At 62.6% G+C, this 20,447-nt stretch carries 21 protein-coding genes and 2 pseudogenes; 15 read left to right on the forward strand and 8 right to left on the reverse strand.

Annotated elements, in window-relative coordinates; genetic code table 11:
* Positions 1-362: pseudogene (locus K940_RS33210) on the forward strand (Tellurium resistance); the annotation flags it as partial.
* A 907-nt stretch (positions 363-1,269) separates the two neighbouring features.
* Here K940_RS33210 and K940_RS0120375 read toward each other — a convergent pair.
* Positions 1,270-2,493 (reverse strand): DUF1173 family protein, encoded by a 1,224-nt coding sequence (locus K940_RS0120375; RefSeq protein WP_028479006.1) that lies wholly within the window; start codon positions 2,491-2,493, stop codon positions 1,270-1,272.
* 264 nt (positions 2,494-2,757) lie between these two features.
* Between K940_RS0120375 and K940_RS29550 the strand changes: the two genes are divergently transcribed.
* The 3 genes from K940_RS29550 to K940_RS33215 all read left to right on the forward strand — a co-directional run bounded on the left by K940_RS29550 (position 2,758) and on the right by K940_RS33215 (position 4,567).
* Entirely contained in the window at positions 2,758-3,834 is a 1,077-nt protein-coding gene (locus tag K940_RS29550) for a hypothetical protein (RefSeq protein ID WP_231390458.1), read from the forward strand.
* A 175-nt stretch (positions 3,835-4,009) separates the two neighbouring features.
* Positions 4,010-4,336, forward strand: coding sequence for a hypothetical protein (locus tag K940_RS0120385; protein ID WP_028479007.1), 327 nt, complete (start codon positions 4,010-4,012; stop codon positions 4,334-4,336).
* A gap of 12 nt (positions 4,337-4,348) precedes the next feature.
* A complete protein-coding gene (locus K940_RS33215; RefSeq protein ID WP_028479008.1) occupies positions 4,349-4,567 on the forward strand; it encodes a hypothetical protein in 219 nt (72 codons plus the stop codon).
* 468 nt (positions 4,568-5,035) lie between these two features.
* On the opposite strand, the gene K940_RS31060 is transcribed toward K940_RS33215, so the two are convergent.
* From K940_RS31060 to K940_RS0120410, 4 genes are all read right to left on the reverse strand, one after another.
* A complete protein-coding gene (locus K940_RS31060) occupies positions 5,036-5,605 on the reverse strand; it encodes a hypothetical protein (RefSeq protein ID WP_155981013.1) in 570 nt (189 codons plus the stop codon).
* Positions 5,606-5,919: 314 nt separating this feature from the next.
* On the reverse strand, positions 5,920-6,411 hold the full coding sequence (locus K940_RS0120400; RefSeq protein WP_155981014.1) for a hypothetical protein: 492 nt from the start codon (positions 6,409-6,411) through the stop codon (positions 5,920-5,922).
* 112 nt (positions 6,412-6,523) lie between these two features.
* Complete coding sequence (locus K940_RS0120405) at positions 6,524-7,498, reverse strand: hypothetical protein (RefSeq protein ID WP_036529510.1); 975 nt, start codon at positions 7,496-7,498, stop codon at positions 6,524-6,526.
* A 23-nt stretch (positions 7,499-7,521) separates the two neighbouring features.
* Positions 7,522-8,703 carry a hypothetical protein gene (locus tag K940_RS0120410; protein WP_155981015.1) on the reverse strand — a complete coding sequence of 394 codons (1,182 nt, stop codon included), beginning with the start codon at positions 8,701-8,703 and terminating at the stop codon, positions 7,522-7,524.
* 874 nt (positions 8,704-9,577) lie between these two features.
* Here K940_RS0120410 and K940_RS0120415 point away from each other — a divergent pair.
* From K940_RS0120415 to K940_RS0120450, 8 genes are all read left to right on the forward strand, one after another.
* Entirely contained in the window at positions 9,578-10,177 is a 600-nt protein-coding gene (locus K940_RS0120415) for a hypothetical protein (RefSeq protein WP_196812316.1), read from the forward strand.
* 926 nt (positions 10,178-11,103) lie between these two features.
* A complete protein-coding gene (locus tag K940_RS29560; RefSeq protein WP_051407412.1) occupies positions 11,104-11,745 on the forward strand; it encodes an IS5 family transposase in 642 nt (213 codons plus the stop codon).
* A gap of 1,140 nt (positions 11,746-12,885) precedes the next feature.
* Entirely contained in the window at positions 12,886-13,044 is a 159-nt protein-coding gene (locus K940_RS32565) for a hypothetical protein (RefSeq protein ID WP_155981016.1), read from the forward strand.
* Positions 13,045-13,395: 351 nt separating this feature from the next.
* A complete protein-coding gene (locus K940_RS32570; RefSeq protein ID WP_155981017.1) occupies positions 13,396-13,539 on the forward strand; it encodes a hypothetical protein in 144 nt (47 codons plus the stop codon).
* Positions 13,540-13,887 (forward strand): hypothetical protein, encoded by a 348-nt coding sequence (locus K940_RS0120435; RefSeq protein WP_028479014.1) that lies wholly within the window; start codon positions 13,540-13,542, stop codon positions 13,885-13,887.
* Positions 13,888-13,896: 9 nt separating this feature from the next.
* The gene (locus K940_RS0120440; protein ID WP_028479015.1) at positions 13,897-14,094 is read left to right on the forward strand and encodes a hypothetical protein; all 198 of its coding nucleotides are present in this window, start codon (positions 13,897-13,899) and stop codon (positions 14,092-14,094) included.
* Positions 14,095-14,240: 146 nt separating this feature from the next.
* Positions 14,241-14,645 (forward strand): hypothetical protein, encoded by a 405-nt coding sequence (locus K940_RS0120445; RefSeq protein ID WP_028479016.1) that lies wholly within the window; start codon positions 14,241-14,243, stop codon positions 14,643-14,645.
* A gap of 144 nt (positions 14,646-14,789) precedes the next feature.
* Complete coding sequence (locus K940_RS0120450) at positions 14,790-15,074, forward strand: hypothetical protein (RefSeq protein ID WP_155981018.1); 285 nt, start codon at positions 14,790-14,792, stop codon at positions 15,072-15,074.
* Positions 15,075-16,543: 1,469 nt separating this feature from the next.
* Here the strand turns inward: K940_RS0120450 and K940_RS0120470 are convergent.
* Positions 16,544-16,871 (reverse strand): annotated as a pseudogene (locus K940_RS0120470) (transposase); the annotation flags it as partial.
* 531 nt (positions 16,872-17,402) lie between these two features.
* Here K940_RS0120470 and K940_RS33970 point away from each other — a divergent pair.
* The gene (locus K940_RS33970; protein WP_255342613.1) at positions 17,403-17,531 is read left to right on the forward strand and encodes a hypothetical protein; all 129 of its coding nucleotides are present in this window, start codon (positions 17,403-17,405) and stop codon (positions 17,529-17,531) included.
* Between the two features lie 489 nt (positions 17,532-18,020).
* Here the strand turns inward: K940_RS33970 and K940_RS33975 are convergent, their stop codons facing one another.
* Positions 18,021-18,152, reverse strand: a complete 132-nt coding sequence (locus K940_RS33975) for a hypothetical protein (protein ID WP_255342614.1) — start codon at positions 18,150-18,152, stop codon at positions 18,021-18,023.
* Between the two features lie 303 nt (positions 18,153-18,455).
* On the opposite strand from K940_RS33975, the gene K940_RS33220 reads away from it, so the two are divergent.
* Both K940_RS33220 and K940_RS0120490 read left to right on the forward strand, forming a co-directional pair.
* Positions 18,456-19,241: a PD-(D/E)XK nuclease-like domain-containing protein gene (locus K940_RS33220; protein ID WP_196812317.1), complete on the forward strand. Its 786-nt coding sequence runs from the start codon at positions 18,456-18,458 to the stop codon at positions 19,239-19,241.
* On the forward strand, positions 19,210-20,016 hold the full coding sequence (locus K940_RS0120490; RefSeq protein ID WP_155981020.1) for a hypothetical protein: 807 nt from the start codon (positions 19,210-19,212) through the stop codon (positions 20,014-20,016). Before K940_RS33220 ends, K940_RS0120490 begins: the two co-directional genes overlap by 32 nt.
* A 242-nt stretch (positions 20,017-20,258) precedes the next feature.
* Here K940_RS0120490 and K940_RS33755 read toward each other — a convergent pair.
* Positions 20,259-20,447, reverse strand: a 189-nt coding sequence (locus K940_RS33755; RefSeq protein WP_231390459.1) for a hypothetical protein, incomplete at its 5' end; no start/stop codon positions are given.

Raw genomic sequence — 20,447 nt, forward strand, 5'->3', positions numbered from 1 at the left:
CGTTCATCCACCTCGACGGGGACGACCGCAGCGGCAACAACACCGCGGGAGAGAACCTGCACATCAACCTCGCCGACATCACCAAGTTCCGGCGCATCCTGATCTTCGCCTTCATCTATCAAGGTGTCCCGAACTGGTCGCAGGCCAACGGTGTTGTGACTCTCTTCCCCACCTCCGGTCCACAGATCGAAATCGAACTCGGCTCAGCGGACGACCAGGCCATCTCCTGCGCGATCGCGATGCTGGAGAGCAATGGCCGGGAACTGACAGTCACCCGCGAGGTCCGCTACATTCGCGGTGGCCAGCAGGAGATCGATCAGGCCTACGGATTCGGCATGGAATGGACGGCGGGCAGTAAGTAGCCGACCACCCGCTGACGTCAGGAAGTCGACGGTTCCACAACGGACGGGTCCGCAGGGTCGAATAGTCGACTCCGGCCGTTGATTGCCGTTGACCCGACCCCACCTCGAGGCTGAGTCGGCCGGTCCGGTAGCTGATCCCTGATGGTGCTCCATCGGTGGCCAACCTGTCCATTGGTGGAGTATCAGCAGTGTGAGCACAGGCCGCTGAGTGGAACGAACCGCAGACACCAAAACTGTTCCGCGAGAACAGCCTCACCACCAATTCCCTCGTCATTGAGGCAAGGCAGCACATAGCGGTACGCTATCCACAGAGAACTGTTTGGGGGGAACACATGAATCGGCTACCGCTTGTCGCTGATGCCAACTGTGCACACTCGTGGCCTACCCTCGGACGACTACTGCTCGCCTGCAACCAAGCACTGTCGAAAGCCATCCCAGTCGGTCCCGGCCCCAGCCAGGGCATCACGCCGATCACGACCATAGCCGACTGCGCCGCCCGGCTAGCCGTAGCGCACCGGCACCGGATCACAGCCGCCGCCAGCGAACCCCAACCAGTCCGTCGGCGAACATTGCGGGCGATCGACACGGAAATCTCCCGGCTAACCCAGCTGATCCGCACACTCGCCGCCCGGGCCCATCCAGTCGACGGAGAACCCAGCCTAGGCGCACTCGTGTCAGACCTCGCCTATGTGCAAGCCCAAGCCTTCCCGCAAACAGTTGACTCCCTGCCGGCACACCGCTACAACATCTACCTAACCAGCAAACGTCAAACGTGCCACCACGCGCCTGCCCTCAGGACTTCACCGACACCACACTCGCCAGTGCGTTCGTGACGCTGCCTGCCTGAACCCGACCCACCACCCTGCGCCGGCGCTGTCCGCATTGCGCGGGGCACCAGTTCAAGCCTTCACCGCTCCCACTCGAGCGAGGGCATGGGGCCGGTCACAGTCCACTCGATCAACCTCGCCGCCGACCGCGTGTAGTGTGCCAACTTCTCGGCTTTCCGCCGCTCATACTCCTCCCGACCCGGCAACCCCCACACCTCGACGTAGGTCGGCGTCACCTCATCGGTGAGCACGAAGTCCGGGAACACAACCGAAGTCACCGCGTCACCGGCGGCTGCGTCGAAGGCCAACGGTTTGACAAACGACCGACCAGCCGCCTTGAGCGCATCCGCCATCCGTACCTCATACGACGAATCCGCTGGAACGTAGTCACTATTGGTCAGCATCACCGCCGCATCGACCGCCCTCGCGAACCCACCCGCCGAACGCTCGACATACAGCAGCACGATCCGACGACCACCGGCCTCACTCGCCGCCAGCGAAAACGCGCTACGGAATGAGCTATGCAGCCTGGCCTCCAACTGATCGCTGACGAACACCTGTCGCCGCCGAGTCTGCTGCGCCAACTGATACCGCACACCATAGGTGGACAAGTGCACGGCCTTGAGCTCACCGAGAATGAAGCCACGCCGAATCCGGTTGGAATCAACATCCAGCGAGCCCATAAAAGTATCGAAGGCCATCAAATTCGCCTCAGCGACCTCCGCCCGATACGGCGGCACGACATACACAACATCCTCAGCCGAGAAGCGACCGATCGTGATGTCGGACCGTGGCCCAGCCAGCGCTTTCGACACCATGGCCCAGTTCCGCCAGCGCCACTGCGCTGACCAAGCCACAAGCCTCGCGCTCTCCCACAAATAGTGCAGCAACCCCAGCAACCCCACCGATCGACGACCCAACCCAGGATATGCCACCTGGTCAACAGCCTCCCAGTGCTGCCCAGGCGTACTGATCAACGGTGCCGCGAACCGGATCGACACCCCCGCATCGGTCTCACGGATCGCCGACTCATACGCCGCCTGCCCCGTCATCAGTCGATCAAGCCGATAGAACGCACACCGTGGATCATGGCGTGGACCCTCACCCGGCCAGCACGCGAGATGATGCCGACCGCTCTGTGTACACCGCGTCACCAACCGCAACGCTGGTGTGCGACACAAACACTCGGCAGCCTTAGCCGTCCGGGCCGCAGTCAGCAACCGCACATGCTCATCAGGATCAGCACGCACCTCCCCCAGGCGCAGCCGCACACCCGCAAGCCTTACCCAATCGATGTGCTCCACGACACCCGCTTCTCATTCTCAGGCACGACCACTGCCACCTCAAAATAGCGCCAACAGCGACGACCGGCAGAGCTCAGCGCACACCGACATCCTCCCAGCTATCGCAACGCCGCGAAACGACCAGCATGCCCCAACACAGAGGCACGATTCCGGCCCGACCTGACCCAGCTGCGGAAGCGCACTCTGCCCCGCCCCGGCACCCCCGGCCGACCCCCGGCCCTCTCGGCCGCCGCGCATCACACCACCCAGTGCCAAGGAACCATCATGCCCAAACCACAGAACAGCAGCGTCGGAAACGCCCCCCGTAACGTCGCGAGCACACACCACCCCGGACCCGCGCTGCGGCTGATCTCGCTCGGGGCCGGAATCCAGTCCAGTGCTCTGCTGCTCCTGGCCGCCGAAGGCATACTCCCCAAACCCGACGCGGCGATCTTCGCCGACACCGGTTGGGAACCGACCGCGGTCTACTCCCACCTCGCCCGCCTCGAAGTCGAGGTAGCCGAACCAACGGGAATCCCCATCTACCGCGTCCGCCGCGGCCACATCCGCAACGACGCGCTCAATCCGTACGCCCGCTTCGCGCAAATGCCGCTCTACATCTTGTTACCCGACGGCAGCCGCGGAATGCTACGCCGAGCCTGCACCGCCGAATACAAAGTCGCCGCCATCAAACCCTGCGTGCGGCGCCTGCTCGGCTTCGAACATCCCACGCCGGTGCCCCGCGGAGTGTTCGCCGAACAATGGGTCGGCTACAGCATCGAAGAATCCTCCCGCGCCTCCCGCGCCACCGACGACGTCGCCTACACCCGCAGCGCATTCCCGCTGATGTTCCTACCCGGGGGTACTGGCCGATCAGCCTACGGATGGACCCGCCATGACTGCGAAAGATACTTGCGGGCACACGGATTCGAGAATACACCGAAAAGCGCGTGTATCGGATGCCCGTATCACACCAATGCCTACTGGCGCGATCTGCGCGACAACCGGCCCGACGAATGGGCCGACGCTGTCGCATTCGATGACGCCATCCGCCACGGCGCAGCACGCGCCATCGCCAACGGTCATCCGCTGCGCGGGCAAGCGTTCCTGCACCGCTCATGCGTTCCGCTCGATCGCGCGCCCATAGACCACGTCACTGGCGCCGAATGGCGCTCCCGCCAACTCGACATCTTCGATGCCATCGCCGATCTCGAGATCGAACGCGGCTGCTCACCGTGGGGATGCCGAGGCGAGGACGATGAGGACAACGCGATCGACGCCACCTGGCACATAGAACCCACCACGCGGAGTGAACCGGCCGCGACTCCGGGACCGAGTACCGTGCCGTGGCCTTCTCACTGATAGTCGTCATCGCTTCGTCGGTGAGGGCGCGCGGCTATCCTAGACAACTAGACCCGCTCGGCAGCGAGACCCCATCGTGCGTGGTCACCGGTCGGGGCTTCCTCGACGGTGAGGACGTCAACTACGATCTAGGCGAGCTTCAGCGCCGCCTCAAAAGCCGAAAACAGGAACTGAAATGAACGAACGATCGAAGAGCCTCGTCGACATGATCGAAGAACTCGGAGCCGCCGCCGCCGCCGGACTCCTCGACCATGCCGAAGCCGCGCAACGCCTTCAGCAGTTCTCCGATGGTGGCCTGACGCGCCGAGGTGCGGAAGATATGCTCAACCGGTGGCAATCGGCGCGCGCATCATATCAGTCGATCTTCCAGGCGGCTGAGGACGGCCTGGTGCGAATCCTGACGCAACAGGGAGAAGAAATCCTGCTCAAAGCACTGAGCGCAGCCGACGGACCTCGTGCGAGCGACGGCCGGCCGATTCAGGGTCCAGAGCCCGGCGCGTAGCTCTTCGTCGCGTTGGGGTACCCGGTTCGGAGTGCTCCAGCGAATCGCTACCAGGTATTCGCTATCAATCGGAAACTACATGCGGGCGGTGTCGGCAATGACGGCGTCCACATCACCCGTCTGCGCGAGCGCAAGCTCATGGTCCGTGATCTGACAGCCGATGAACTCACCGCGCCGGACGCCGGTTCGGCGAGCGTACTGGACAGCGGCCCGCCGACCGACCTGACGTAGGTGGCCTATCGTACAGAAGTGTGCCTGTTTGCCATGTGAGGTGTGGGCGCAGTTGTCAATTGTGGCGTGGAGTTCGTCGAAGGCACCCGGACGGACAAGGGCGCGGTCTCGCATGGCAAGGAAGAACACGTAGACGAAGGGATAGCAGCATGACTCAGCGGCACTTCGTACGCCGATTTCTGGCGGCGTTGGCTGGATCCACCTCGGCATTCACACCAGCCTCAACGGAGGAGCATCGAGGCAATGGCCACCGATTTCTGGCGGCGTTGGCTGGATCGACCCCAGCATTCACAGCGGACCCTCCTGACGAGTACCGAACGAATGCTCCGGCCGCCCGACGGCCTCCACGATCAGAGGGCTCCCAGCACGAACCCCAAGACAGCAACAAGCCTGCTCACTGAACCAGACAACGAGACAAGCCATCCCACGCCGCTCCACACGTGATCGGCGCCGACGTACTTCGATTGACTAACTGTCCGTGGACAAGTCCGGCTGGTCGAAGTCGTCTCGCGCAGCAGTGGTGTTTCGGGAGTCGAGAACCAGCGGTGGCGGCGCCGCGCCAGGCATGGGCGGGCGTACCGCGAACATGAACGTCCCCGCTACGGCGATGGAGACCATCATGCAGAACCCAGGCACTGCAGCGACCAACACCGACACGGCGTCGCTGAATTGGTGAAGAGAGCCGCCTGAGTGCACTCCATTGCCGAATCCGGCGAAGAGGATCCCGGCCCCGGCGACGACCCCGAACAGCCACCGGACCCAGTCCGGATACCAGCCGGGTGTCATCCGCACCAGGCAGTAGAGGGCCTGCATGGTAACCGCTGTGACCGCGACTGGCCACACGGCCGCCTCCCACGCCGAGGCGCCCGCCAAGAGGGCCCACTCGATTCCAAATGTCGCGAACGCGGCGTAGGCGGCGACGGCGACGAACGCGAAGGCCGTCATCGCCGGGGCCGACGTGGCGAACCGATGGGCCCAACGCTGCCGCAGCTCCTGGCTGGATGGGTGGGACGCCGAACGCCCCGTTGTTTCAGTCACGGTGAATACCCCCTGATGAGTGTGGACGTGGAGCACCAGTGTGAACGCAGGCACCGACACATGGGCATTCCTCCTCGAGAGGGGAATTCGAGAGACTACCAATTCGTGGTCGTCTCGGGTTGTGGGTGGGACCCTTCGTTCAGCGTGGACGCGGGTTTCCGCGACGTCCCCAGGGTCGTAGGTGAGCCAGGGGCATCGTTCCAGGCAGTACAGCATCACCGCCGGCCACAGTGTCGATAGGGCATCTCCCGCCGGCATCATCAATGATCGACCTTAGACACGACGCGGTGGCCGCAGCTGATCGACAGGGAGACTCAGCGCAGCGAACCCTCTGGACTGCACAGCCTCCACTGGCCGTTCTCCTGTATCAGATATTCCGTCGCAGAGTCGGTTTCGGAGCCCTGGCCGGGCGCCAACTGTACCGTGACCACCGCGCTCGCACTCGTGCCGGTCACCTCGATGTCATCAATTCGGTCGATGGTCACCGGCAACGCCATAGCATCGAATTCGTTCTGCTTCTCTGCCGAGAGCTGTGCGAACCAGTCACGGTCGCGTGCACACGCCTGAGTCATTGCCGTACTGAAAGCCTCATTGCCCACGATGCCATAAAACTCCCGAATCGCTGACTCGATCTGCTCCTCGGCCGAGGCGACCGGATCCGCGGCAGCAGCAACTGGGTCTTGCTGCGGTGTCGCGGAATCGTTCCTAGCCACATTCAACGCGACTCCCGCCACGCCGCCTACCGAAATCACCACCGCGACCACGGCGACGAGAACGGCAGTCCTGCCCTTCTTCGGTGCTCCCACGGGGTGGTCATGTGGTGGCGGGCTCAGTGGTGGACCACTGGGTGGGGTCGGACCCTGCCCTCCGTGGTGCTGCTGTGGCGGAATGTCGGGAGGCTGCCTGGCCGGTGTCATGTCATGCTCCCTGCTGGTAGATCCGCACCGCAGCCGCGGTGAGTCGCCGAGTTTCGGTACAGCCGTGCCCGGATACCAGCAGTGCCTCGATGTGCTCCTCGGGCTCGGAGCGGTTGTACCCCAGGAATGGCTCGGCGGCACCGACATTGGCGCGGATCTTGCAGTAGTCGCCGCTCCCGCTGTCCTCTACCGCATCCACCCCTACGATGCGTAACTTCCGTTCTTCCGGAAACACATAGGTGGATCCCGACACCGTCATCGGCTGCACCCGGACGGTGTATCGAGTACTGTCATCGCGAGTTTGGCGCCCAAGCCAGAAATCACACTCGAACGGGTCGAACGCGGCAACGTAGACTTTTTGGTTCGGGAACGCAAGATCTATTGCCTTACAGAGATCTATCGTGGCGCCTACGGTTTGTGGAATTCGTGACGAATTCACCCGAAGAGGATTGTGATCCAGTAGTGGAGCCGATGCAGTCACCACCTCGAGCAGCACAGGACATGCGTCGGCACCTTCGATTGGCCAGGCGGTGTAAAAGAACGAGCGATGCTCGTTGTACTCCAAAGCGATAGAACACGATTGGCCCGGAGCGCCGATCAATGATGCCGCTCGGCCGTTGATTTCCAGTTCCGGCACACCCATCATGACCGATAGCGACATCTCTATCTTAGTGATTCCTTTGGTCAGGTCATTGGGGTCGAATTTCACCAGGCAGTCATCCAGCAGTCCTCCCACGCCGAAATAGACTGGACGGCCCACCATCTCGAGTGCGTTTTCATCCAGCATCCCGCAGGGGTCCAGTGTGCGGGCAGCATCAGTTTCGGCGAGTTTCTCCAGTGATCCAGGTCGAGCGAGGTGGTCGCGGTAGCTGCTACTTGCAGGATCGGTCCCGGCCTGAGTCGTGGTGGTGGTGGTGCACGCTGCTGTCAGCGCCAGCCCAGCCACCGTCAGGCATGTGAGTACGGCGGCGAACATCCGACGACTTATGCGGCCGCGACTCATGCGGCCGCTCCGAACACCTTGACCGCGATCGGTCCCAGAACATCGGTGACTCTACACACAGACCAGATGCCGACTGTCACTCGCGACTGCCAGTGGCTGCGATCGGATTTCGGGTTGTCGGGCAGGCTCGCGTCTATTGTCGGGCCGACGGGGATGTGCACAGAACACCTCGGCTCTTCGTTGGCCACAGGATCACGGACGCCGATGAGGGCGGGTACCCCGGCCACCTGACCCAACGTTTGATTTCCGAACGGTTCCAATGCGGTCTCGGCGCGCGAGAGCCTCAAATCGATCATTACTCGGTCGGCGTTGAACGCCGCTTGACTACTGGCGGCCTCGAATGTCACGTTGCACTCATATGGCGCGGTTCCTGCGTCGAATTTGATGACCGTGTACTCGTTTGGCATATGCGGGAGCAGCTCACAGGGGCTGCGATCAGCGAGTGGTACATCTGCCACCGACTGGTCACGGCGCGGAATCCGCTGCTCTCGAAAGGCATCGACGATGGAAGCGACGGTTTCCTCCACCAGCTGACACCCCAACTCCGCAGGACTCACCGCCGCCGAACTTACCTTCGCGTATGCGACGGTCGGGACCTCCTCAACATCCGGCACCTGCCCGGAGCTGGAAGGTTTGACCGCGAATCTCATCGGCACCTTGTAGGAGCAATCTCCGGAACTGTTGGTGTCGACAGTGATCGCCTCACCCGCGATCTGCCTGGTGGGCTCCCCGGCCTCAGGAGGCGGGGTGTCCATCTCTATGGTCAAATGCGACAGAAACTCTCGCCGGTCATACTGCAAAAATCCTATTTCGCATTCGCTGAGTGAATAGGTCGGTCCTAGCACATCTATCCGGCCAACCTCACCGATCCGGTCCTGGTCGAAGAAGCCGCACGGGTCTGTCGCGCGGATCTCCTCGGCGACCCGCAGCTTCTGTGCATCCCCGTCTGGCACCGTGACACCAAAGATCTCCTGTTCGCCGCTGTCACCACTGGCCTCAACAGCGGCGCTCGAGCCATCCGACACAGATTCGCTGCCGTTTTCGGCGCATCCGCACAATGCGGCCAATACCAGTGCAGGCATACACAATCGCGCGAATTTCATCCCCACCTCATTTCCCGCCTTGCGGCGCTGCGCCACACAACCGAGACGACGGAGGACTCGTACAGCGACCCGCATCGCGGCCACCATAGAACCCCAGTGATCCTGTGGAGCATTCACAGGATCACGGCCACCCATACACCAGTGTGTGAGCTCGCCCACTCGGGACGCTGCTGAACGGTCATGGAGTAGGCGATGACCGTAGATGACGCTGCATCTGGCTCCGCTACCAGCGAGAGGCCAGGAAACCCACCGAAACCCTGGGCGCACTTGCACTGTACGTGTCCGGATACTTCACCGCAACGACCTCATCGACCCTCGTGATGAAAGCGGCGCATTCTGGATCCGCCTGCCACGCCATTGAGCCTTGGCACCGACTGTGTACCGCACATGATCCACCGGTGCATACACCTCCGGACCGCGCACAATCCCGCGGAATCCACTATCTGGAACCCGCGACGGCCTACCAAGTATCTATTCCACTGCTAGGCTGGCGATTAGGCCGGCCAGTAACCCCCCCGCTGGCCGGCGTGCGGTGATAGGAACTCTCACCCTACGCCGCACAGTGTCGCGGCACCGCGTGCATACTCCCCCCTTAATGCACAGCGGTGCCGCGCACAACTATTCAGCCGACTGCAGCCACGAAAGCCCAACAGCTACACCCGCGTCCAGTCCACGATCAGCGATCGGACTGCCCAACTGTTCGATCCACCCTGACCGATCCGACCCTCTGACGGGCCGCATCACCACACCACACCCACGCCGCAACCGCATCAAGCACACCAGCTTCCGACACCGCGCAGGCTGCGCCCGCATACACCCTCGCCCCGGATTGGATGCAAACCACAACACGCAAGCCCAGCAACTGCGACATCGCGTGTACGTTCACAGCGTGCCGTTCGCCACACCTGTCGATGAAACAGCAATCTGTGACGTGCTCAGTGCTGCTCGCGTGAGCACCTACATCACCGCCGCCGAGGGCGACATCACACGAGCCATGGCCCTCTACGGATGGAACGCGCGCGTATCGGCTGCACTCATGCTGCCCTCGCATTTCGCGGAGGTCACCATCCGCAACGCAGTTTCGGAGGCATTGACCACGGTCTACGGCTCACGATGGCCCTGGAACCTCGGCCTGCAACGCAGCCTTCCCGCCCCCGCAGGCCCGGTGTACAGCCCACGGCAAGACCTCCTCAACACACGCAACCGGGAATCAACGACCGGTGGGGTGATCTCAGAACTGAAAATTGTGTTTTGGCAAAGCATGTTCACCGCCCGACACGACGTACGCGTGTGGAATCACCACATCCTGAACCTGTTTCCCAATGCCTCCGGACCCACCCCCTCGGACCTTCGCCGCCGGATATACACCGACCTCGAATCGATCCGCAAACTGCGCAACCGCGTCGCCCATCACGAGCCGATCTTGGCTCGTAACCTCGGCGAGGACCTCAACCGAATCATCGAACTCATCGAACTGCGCTCAAAACCCGCCGGCGTGTGGGTCCGTGCGATGGAGGACGTGAGCACGCTGCTCATCGAGCGCCCCTAGCAGCCACCCCACCACACGCTCGACACTGACACCGCGCCCCAGTGACCAACCAGCCCCATCACCGAAAACGCGGGCCATGCCAGCGTACAAACGCCACACCACGCAGTAGCGCGTGAGGCGATCACGCGCGCCCCAACCCCGCGGAACCCGCGATGACACCGCCGCGTCGAACACCAGTTCGGTAGTCACGCCACCTGCAACCCCCCGCCGGTGCCGGACACACAACGTCGCCACCGCGGAACCGACTACCGCGACCCTCACCCGAACAAAAGCCGCAGCACCAGCGAACTCCAACCATCAGCAGCCACCCCGACAACCTGGACCGAATCGCACCCACAATCGACCGCACACCCACGCAGACCACCCCCTGGCCACATCCCGGTCACCGCATCCGACCCCTGAGACCCGAGCGTGCCGCCTTCCCTGTACCAGGCGACGCGACGAACAGTGCCACGAGGTTGTATACTCACTTCCACGAGCCGCGGGACTTGTGGGCCAACGCCTCCCTCCGCGGACATAGGGAAAGCCAGAACAGGGACTCCGCCCAACGGGGTCCCTGTTTCCTATCCCCAGGCGATCCCGACCGCCAGTGCACATCCCACGAGGCGTATCCACCGTCAGTGTGCTCGTATGCTGCCACCGTCAGCGCGGACATCCCAGGGTGTGACCTGCCAGCACACGCCACCCCACGTATTGCATACAGCAGGAAGCTGCCCTTCGTCGGCAACCACGGCCCCAAGCCGGGTGGACGCCCCAGCACCGGCCCGCCCCTGAGTGCCTGTTTGCGATCCCCTGGGGAGTTGAAGTTCCGGGGATCGGAGCTTAGCCGTTCGGTTCTGGCGTCACGCGTGACGCGAAGCTGAGATGGCTTCTGGCCTGCCAAAATGATGCTTGCGCCCAGGATGGGTTGCTCGCATACTGGGCGCGTGCGGGAGCGTAGGTATCCCTCGGACGCCACTGATGCCGAATGGCAGCTGATCGAACCTCTGCTGCCGGTGCCCGCGTGTGAAACCCCGTCCGGTGGCCGGCCGGAGAAGTATGCCCGCCGTGACATCGTTGACGCGATCCGCTATCTGGTCCGGACAGGATGCCAGTGGCGGGCTATTCCCCATGATCTTCCCCCGTGGCGCACGGTGTACGGGTTCTTCGCGCGCTGGCAGCGGGCCGGGGTTCTGGCCAGAATCCGGGACACGCTGCTGCGGGCTGTCCGATCTGCCAGTGGATATTGCCTCAAACCGGTAGCTGCAGTGATCGATTCGCAGTCCGTGCGCGCTGCGGAAACGGTCGTGAAATCCTCACGCGGCTGGGATCAAGCCAAGAAGGTGAACGGTGTCAAGTACTCGGTCGCGGTGGACCTGGGCGGCATGTTGCTGGCGGCTGTGGTCACCCCCGCCTATGTGCAGGACCGCGATATCGCCCGCGTCCTGTTGACTCGGTTGCGCGCTGAGCATCCTGTGCTGCCGACGATCTGGGCCGATGGCGCCTATCGTGGCGCGTTGGTGGCGTGGGCGGCGAAAGCGCTAGATTTCGACATTCAGATCGTGTCCCGCCCACCTGGGCCGCAGTGACGCTGATGACACGACGGCTGACTGGCACATGAACAGGCCACGGCGCAGATGCCTAGACTGCGGCCGACTACTACCGGCCGATGCCAATCCGCGGCGGTCGTTCTGCGGACAGGCATGCGTGGCCCGTGCCTACCGTAAACGGGTCCGCCTACAGGAGCGGCGAGCCCGGCGCCTCGCCGTCATCCACCTATTCGGCCAGCTCACCCGCGCAGAAAAGGCGGGAATCATCACCAGGTCAGTGATGCTGTCCGGGGTCCAGTGCCCTGTCTGCGGCAAGGTCGTCTGGCAGGGAGTCCGTCGACGCACAGATGCCGTGTATTGCTCCAATGCGTGCAAGTGCAAGGCCGCGCGAGGTCGGCGTCAACCATGACGCCCAGCAGTGTCGAATTCGCCGTCACGCTGCCCGACTGACACGGCTATCCATTAGGACTGCCCAGCTCAACCGACTGTCACCACGTTGTGGCTGAACGAGACGGCCCGCCTACATGAGTGCTGATTGCAAACAGGCACTGAGAACCAATCCCGACCTCATCGTGTAAGCCACGACCGACTACCCCCGCGTGCGATTTGTGGCCTGCGGATCGACCGCGGGGCCCGAAACATGCCGCGATGTCGACACAGGTGGACCGCTCTACCGCCGCGGCTGCCTGCCGCCGGTGATGCCGCACGCACCCTTCGGCGAGACCGCCACGAACGACTCTCCTGGTTCTGCAGTAGCGACCTCAGCCACATCCCTGAACTCATCCAACCCATGGCCGCGATATCCGAGACATACACAACGTCGATGATGCGAACTGGGTTCGCACGGTCGGGCGCGTACCGATGAACTACCAGTATTGGCACAATTCGTGCTGCCGGCGGTGCGGGAGAGAACGCTGCTCGACGAGGGGCTTTGGTGCTGGACCAGCAGACTGTCAATGCCCGTTGCTGCCCGGTGACCGTCTCTGAAATAGCCGGTAGGTGAGGCAGCGTCCGAACGAACGCTGCCTCACTCGTCGACTGTTCGTTGGCGAAATCAACCCAATCCAAACGAGGGGTGAGATATGTCCGAGATCGAGCGCACGAACGATCCGCGTTTCACGGCCATGTGTGGCGGTGATGGACCACCCGTGTGGCGTCGGATCGACTGGCGGGACACACGTGTCCGCGCGGGCGGCGGCTCAGGCGATCGCCGATCGGCGGGACACAGCGCTGATGGCGTTGGCCGATGACGATTGGTGTCGAGAGCTGGAAGGTCTGCGCGATCCCTGGATCGCATCATGGCTGGAGGGCCAGCCGGTGAGCATGGTCAGGGCGTGACCTATTTCGTTGGCAATCGAGCAAGCCCCGGACATCGTTCCGGGGCTTGCTTGTAAACCTGTGCGTAATCGATCCAACAACCAATATGCGTCCGAGACCCCCAGGGATGCCGTCCCTGGGGGTCTCATGCACGTGAAAGAGGGAATGGTATGCGAGTAACGGCGGATACGCTCAATGGCGTGATGGACACCGATCACGTGATCCGTGTCCATCAAGACGGAACCGTGTCCGAGCCATCGGACGTGCGGGCCCCGGAGGTCTCCGACGACGGCCGGGAGACACACGTGTCGGGTGATGGCTGGCAGCTGCTGTCGGGCTACACCCCGCCAGCACGGATACCGCGGTCCGGTCATGCACGCCACCGAGTTCATCGGCGGACGACTGGCGCAGGACATCCTATCGGCGCCAGGCCTGTACGCGGCGGTGGTGGTGTCGCCCACCGATGGTTCCGAGGAGCCGGTCGGGTGGGCGATCGCCTTTCGGGACGGTGCATGAATGTTCTACACGCTGACCAACCCACACGGCGACACCAATATCGGACCGATAGATTGGTGCGGCGACTGGGATTACGAGAAGTCGACGACCTTCAGCTACCCGGAACTTCTCGAGGCAACTCCCGGTCGGCCAATGCGGGTGGTGCGGCATTCGGTGCCGAATCACGACGGCTGCCCAGCCTACGAGATCGCCGACCGCTCCCGCCCCGAGACCACGCAGGTGGTAGACACGGCGGTTCGTGCCACGCCGATGTGGGTGGCGACCTACCTCCGCTACAGGGCGCGGCACCAGCCGGACCCGGACGACGTGACGCTGCAGGTGACCGCGGCTGGCGTGGCCAGAACGTAGGGCCGGGTCGTGACAGACAACAGTGAAATCATCAGCCTGTGCCAGAAGTGTGTCTACATGATCGGCAGCGCACTGGAGCCGCCTCCGGACGATATCGCGGCCGCGGATGCGATGGCGCGAAACTGGCCGGAGCACGTGCTGAGCTGCGATTCGGGCAACGACTCGTGTGACGACACAGCCTCGATGACCAGGCCAATCGGTGGGTGAAGGCCACGTACTGGCCAGCCCACCATTACGCCCCCCTTGGCACGAGCTGTCGGGTTCCCACGTTGATCCGCGTTCCGCGGCGCACAGGCCCCGTGGCCTGTGCGCCAGCGGTAGCTGATCACTCATCGACAAGCGAGGAAAATGCAATGACGATTTGGGTTGTCTCTTCGAATCTACCGCTGGACGACGCACCGTTCCGGACCCATGTCCGGGGTGAAGATGACGCGCTGGAGTTGCTGCGGGCCATGGCCGAGTTGATGCTGCGTGACGGCGAACGAAGCGCGGAAGAACAAGTGGACATCGAGGAGTCCGCCGGCGACGCAGCGATGGTGGAACTTTTGCGCGAGGGGTCGGAACTGTTCAGAGACCTCCTGTTCTCGGTCACGCAGGCAATCAGTGTCCGCCAGGAATTCAGGTACGTCATCCACTGGTCCGACGGCACGATCCACTACTGCGCTGCACCGTCACCGCAGCCAGCCGCCGTGTGCTCCGACGAGAAATGCGGCGACTGCCATGGAGAGGTGGAACACGCTTCGGCCCTGCGGGATTGACGGTCCCGCCGTGTTGCGCAGATGTGTTCTGCCAGATCACCCGCGGTGGCCTCTCACACTGAGGAGGATTTCTATGGATGGTCCATTGATTGGTGAGGCGCTCCAGTCGGTCAGCCCGGTCGGAGTCAAGGGCTGGTGGTCAGGATGGTGAAGCACCATATCCCGGTGCACTTCGTGTTCACTGAGCTGTGGCGTGATTCCGATCCGGTCACCGCCGTGTTCATCCATACCAAAATCCGGGACGGGTTCGACGCCTACGCGGAGGTCGGCCAGCACACCTGGGTCAGTGAGCAGTGGGCGAGGCAGCAGCGGCCGGCGACTCCGCAGGAGTACGCCCCGTTGATGGCGGAGCTGCAGAGGATGGGGTACGCAGTGGAAGTCTCGCCGTCGCTAGCCCCGGTGGGTTGGGTGCGGGTCACCGAATACTGAGAGCCGAACCCGCCACTGGCGCGGCATCCGAGCGACACTACCGTCAGCGTGAACACGTGGCCCAACACCGCCGACACGGCATACCGGCAGCGAGCCGACCGCCACAAGTGGGTCGGCACGCAGGTCGAGCGGCCAGGCAGGCGGGTTCTGAAGTGGACGACGATCCGCTGTGCAAGCACCGCCCGGTGACGGTCCACACCACGCTCGAGGTGTTCGAAACCGACCCTCGGGTGCCGGTCGACCCTGAATTGGGAGCTCTCGGTACTTGATGGACTTCCGTGGCGTGCAGATAGTCACCTGTGTGCTGCGGTCGCCATGAATCGCAATTAGTTCCATCAAATTTGGAGGTACCCCACTATGGGGAACAAGTTTGCCATGTCCAAATTCATTGGCGTGGAAGAGATCCTGGGCGATGTGGGCAACTGTATCGGTGACCCATTCGACCTTGCGGAGGAGGAGGTCGAGGCGGCACAACGCCGGCACCCGGGGCGGGCCGATATCCTGTGGCACTGCTTCTCACTGCTGAAGACGACGCCATCGGAACGATCGTCAACAGTTTCGACGGTCCTGACTGAACGACGCCAGCTGGTGCGGCCCGCCACTCAGTCAGCCTGGGCGGCTGATTCGGTCCAATCATCACCAAACATTCCAACCAACTCTCCGTTTCGGTCCCGAATTCGAGTCGACGCCGAAAATTTCCTAAGAAGGGCGGCGCTGAAATGTCGTGCTATACCGAGAAGCAGGGGCGGTACCGGACTGCCAATGGGTGCCGCGGCACCTACCGGTCTCACCACGGCGAAGTGAGGATCGAGTGGCGTGTCCCGTACTGGGAGTTCACGCAGCGGTTGGCGGCGCATATCGCATCCGGCTGAGCGCCACTGTGACAGTGCCAGTCCCACTGGCGGTGATGGCGGTAGCGGCCTGTGTCGGCGCGCTTATCATCGCCGTCCTGATGTTCCGGTAGCTGCTATCTACCTCTCCACATCCGCCTCCACAGGGGTGTGGGCTCTCGGATTCCCAGCCGCTGTGTGTCCGTGCTTTCTCCAGTTTCAAGAGAACTTCTATGATCCTCGAACCAGCCCCTGGGCTCCACAGCGCCCAGGGCACTACGACCACGTCGTGGTGTAGGCCACGATCGCAATCGTCACCGAGGCCGCGGCCCGCGAAGGTGTTCTCGATCCGGTCACCGCGGTCCATGCCGATATGGGCCGGGCGCAGTGGCCGAATACCACCGAGTTGGCTGCCGAGCATGCCGCGCACTACGGGGTCCGATACACAGTTGATGCCCGCCGAGGCGGCGACCTTCTCAATCACATCGCCACGGCCCGGCTCAACCCCGAATACATCCCCCCAGCACGCCGAAGCCGAATCCGCTAACGGACACCAATTCCGGCACGCGCTGAGTATCGCCGAAATCATCGACGCCGTGGACCGCCGCGACGACCCACCCCAGCAACGCGCGCTGCTCCCGCGTCCTTGGCGTCGGTCTTGCCCTCGCCGCGGAAGCGGCCGGTCAGCAAATTCACCACCCGGCCCGGCACATACGTCACCGCTTGATCGGCAGCCAGTAGCACTGTGGTCAGCAGCAACGCCATCGGGCTGGTCAGATCGATCGCCCGGCGCACCGGCTCGCCAGCCTGAACGGCGCGGGCGATCAACGCTTCGATCGCGGCTTGGTCGTTACCTAAGCGCTGACTGAACACCGTTTTCCCGGTGTCGTCGACCCACGCACGCGTGATGCGCATGCTTGCCGACATCGATCCCGACCCAGATCTGGGGGCGCGTTGTCGCCCACACGATCCTGACCTCGCTGTTCGCGCCCGTGGACAACCCGCCGTCAGATCCCTAACCGGTGACGACCGCAACATGCTCTCAGCAGCGGCCGGAGCATCCAGCACGGTAGGGCGGCCAGTCCGTTCAAGCTTCGACCGAGACAAAACACCGTTGGCTACACCCCACCGCCCTGGGCATCCAGGGCACCAACCCAGACACCTACAAACTTAGGGAATACCATGTCCAACCTGACCACTGGCGCTGTCCGCAGACGCTCTCGACCGCACGATCAGCGAACTCTACGCGATCGAGGAAATAGCGTACCCGCCCGACCCATTCGCTGCCACCGCGGACTGGGAATTCGCCTGGCCGAGCCTGCTCGCCGACGCCATCGAGATCGTCAACGACGACAAACTACTCACCGACCTTCGCACCGGCAACCCACTCGAGCTGGGCATCACCGGAAACCCGAACCCTCCCGACGAGCCCCCGCTCACCATCGAACTCCACGACGCCCACGGCAGCGTGCTGGCCAAGCACACCTACACCGACCACATGCCGCCCAGACCGAACCGCCCCGGCACCTCGACCTGGGAACAGGCCGCTGCGGACGCCCGCCACGCCATGGCGACCCTGATCGCCGACCTCATCGCCGATCTCGCCCGAAACCAGCGACCCGAATAACGACAAAGGGCGCCGGAACCACCACCATGGTTCCGGCGCGTCCGTCACCGCGCCGCCAGCGGGAAAGTTGGTCGCCGAGGATCGCGGTCGGGCGGCAGCGCGGGCGAGGCGGTGTCAGCACGTCCCTTCGGCGGGGCCTTCCACGACGCTGCCACACCGCGGCCCGGCACGCCAGGTCGTACGTCCGCCGACACCTCGGCGCGACACCGACCCCCTTGCCCGCACCGTAGTGGCGTCGGACCTCGACGAGGCCGAACCCTCAGCCTCAGTGGCGCGCACCGATCCCCCCACACCTGCCGAAACACGCTCCCACCACGGCAGTGGCGTAGTCAACCTTCGATACAGAACACCAGTCCGCGCCGGCATGTCTTACCGGCGCGATCACGGTAGGCGGTTACTCCTGTGAACAATGACATTGCAGTGCTCAAGGCAGCCATTCAACGGCCGCCACTGACGCATATGGCCTGTGTGGCGGCGGCTGAACAACATCTACGCACGATCGGCATGCAGATCCTCGGGACACACCCGCGAGGCAATGGCCCCGGTGTCGACCTCGTCGACCTCATCGTAGCCACCGAGGAGATCGTGGTATTCGGCGTGGTCCTCCACGATGTTCCCCAATTCGATGCCATCCAACAACAATGGGCCGAAAACGTCGTAGAATCGCTACTCACCGAAGCAGGGTCACTGCTCCCCGAAACACACACGGACACATCCCAATTCCGCGTCGATGTTCTATTCGTCCGGCCTGGACCAATAGTTACCCACATCCCAGACGTGTTCGGAGCCCCCAAGAAATCCAGCGACCAACCCCAACCGACAGGCGCAGCCACCCTGCCTTCCGGAACACCACTGGGAGCACCCACCGAACCCGGAATCTATGCCGACATCCCCGAAGACGTCTACCACAACGACCGGGATTCGTTGTCCAACTCCGGTGCACGCCGTTTGCGGGAAATCACACCTCGTCAATGGCACTACGAACAACTCCACCCTCTCACGAAGAACATTGATGTTCTCGAATTCGGCAGTGCAGTACACACATTGATCCTCGGCACCGGTGCCCCCGTCATCGAAGTCGCAACCGAAAACTGGCAAAACACCACGGCCCAACGACGACGGAAACATCTACGCGCTTCGGGCGCGATTCCTCTACGGACGGAGCATTTCAACAAGGCCGCCACCATGGCGAGGGCAGTACGGCGTCACCCATTGGTTGCTAAGCTCCTCGAATCCGGCGCTGCCGAAACGACCGTGTACTGGCGCGACAAACTCACCAATGTGATGCTGCGCCTGCGAGCTGACTGGATCCACATCAACAGCCGCGATCAGGTCATCATCCTGGATTTCAAGACCACAGACTCTGCTGATCCCTACCAATTCGCCCGTTCTGTAGCCAAATTCGGCTATGACCTCCAGCAGGACTTCTACCAGAGAGGATTCAGCACCCACGGAATCCGCACAACCTTCCTGTTCGTCGCGATCAGCAAAGACCCCCCTCACATCGTCACCGTCTTCGAACTCACCGACATCGACCTCAAATACGCCAGCACAGACAACCGAAACACGATCGACCGGTACGCACAGTTCCTGCATTCCAACACATGGCCCGACTACGGACCAGGAATCCACCCGATACGAATTCCGAGTCACTATCGAACCAGACGGGAGACTATCCGTGAATGCAACCCCGACATCGTCCACCACTGATAAACATCGATCTACAGAAACCCTCGACCAAGGGCGAACCAACGAACCGAAATGGGATGTCCTCTCTTCGAAGTACGAGTGGAAAGTGCAACCGCCAGATTGGATCCGAGAAGAATTTCTCCGACAAACCGAACGCAACGGACTCGATCCGATGGACGATACGATCCGACTGCGCAGCCGAATAGTTTTCGACACCGGTCACACCGCCGATCCAACTGCAATCTGCACAATATGGACCATTGAAAAAAGCATCTACGGGATCCGCGCGCTCGCCCACAGAGAGGCCGATCGCCGTGGGGAAACCTTCAGAAACCAGAAGCTCTCATGGTTCGATAGCAGATCCGGAAAGTGGGTCGACACCTGGAATGTCGAACGTGAACGTCCCGAAGCAGCCAAGTATACAATCGACATCGAAATGCCTGACGGTCGATTCGAACGGTTCGAACCCGTCGTCAACTACCGAGAGTTCGCCAAACCGTTCGCCGACCAGCGATCCGACCAATCGCAGACCGGCATCGAACTGCACCCCGATGACATCGAAGCATGGAAGAGGAGACCTGCGCACATGCTGGGTCTGAGTGCCGAAGCTCAAGCGTTGACGCGTGCCTACCCGCATGTCAACCTCTCCCGCACGACGTTTCGCGTTCATTCCCAACAGGCCGACCGAACCGACCAGCAAATTCTCCGTGGTTCTGCTGCCAACACCGTTCTGCCTACCACCGCCGATTCACCTGCGAAGCGGGCGCCCCGTCGAGCACCGTCGACCAAGGAGTAGGCCGCACAAAACCTTGTGTGAGACCACCTCACACAAGGTCTCCCCTACATATTCGCGCAACCCAGATGGCGATGCTGGCATCTGGGTCGTGCCACAACAATCCGTCCCGGCCCGTTCGAGAACAATATCGGACAATCCGCACACCACCACCTCGAACCGTTGGCTGCGCCCGAACGTCGCTGCATCAGAAGCCAAGCGAATCTCGTGTGAAGCAGCCTAATTCCGAAACGCACAGTCGCGATTCACCGGTGACGAACACCAAAACCCTCCTCACAGTATCGGCGCATATCCCACCCCGTCAGCTGAGTCTGTGAGGTTGCGTCCAGCAGAGTGGTGTACGACCAGACGCCAGCGAAGTCTGAGCGTGTCGTAGCCGGATAGAGGACGGTCACCGCGTGATCCTTCAAAAGACCGACCAAAGTCTTCGAAGG

This window comes from Nocardia sp. CNY236, assembly GCF_000482385.1.
Classification (GTDB): Bacteria; Actinomycetota; Actinomycetes; order Mycobacteriales; family Mycobacteriaceae; genus Nocardia.

Excerpts from the sequence above, each read along its gene's own strand:
- K940_RS0120405 (WP_036529510.1), bottom strand. The coding sequence starts at position 7,498 with ATGTTCGCCGCCGTACTCACATGCCTGACGGTGGCTGGGCTGGCGCTG.
- K940_RS0120435 (WP_028479014.1), top strand. The coding sequence starts at position 13,540 with ATGTTCTACACGCTGACCAACCCACACGGCGACACCAATATCGGACCG.
- K940_RS0120445 (WP_028479016.1), top strand. The coding sequence starts at position 14,241 with ATGACGATTTGGGTTGTCTCTTCGAATCTACCGCTGGACGACGCACCG.
- K940_RS0120385 (WP_028479007.1), top strand. The coding sequence starts at position 4,010 with ATGAACGAACGATCGAAGAGCCTCGTCGACATGATCGAAGAACTCGGA.
- K940_RS29550 (WP_231390458.1), top strand. The coding sequence starts at position 2,758 with ATGCCCAAACCACAGAACAGCAGCGTCGGAAACGCCCCCCGTAACGTC.
- K940_RS0120410 (WP_155981015.1), bottom strand. The coding sequence starts at position 8,703 with ATGCGGGTCGCTGTACGAGTCCTCCGTCGTCTCGGTTGTGTGGCGCAG.
- K940_RS0120450 (WP_155981018.1), top strand. The coding sequence starts at position 14,790 with ATGGTGAAGCACCATATCCCGGTGCACTTCGTGTTCACTGAGCTGTGG.
- K940_RS32570 (WP_155981017.1), top strand. The coding sequence starts at position 13,396 with ATGCACGCCACCGAGTTCATCGGCGGACGACTGGCGCAGGACATCCTA.
- K940_RS33970 (WP_255342613.1), top strand. The coding sequence starts at position 17,403 with ATGCCGCCCAGACCGAACCGCCCCGGCACCTCGACCTGGGAACAGGCC.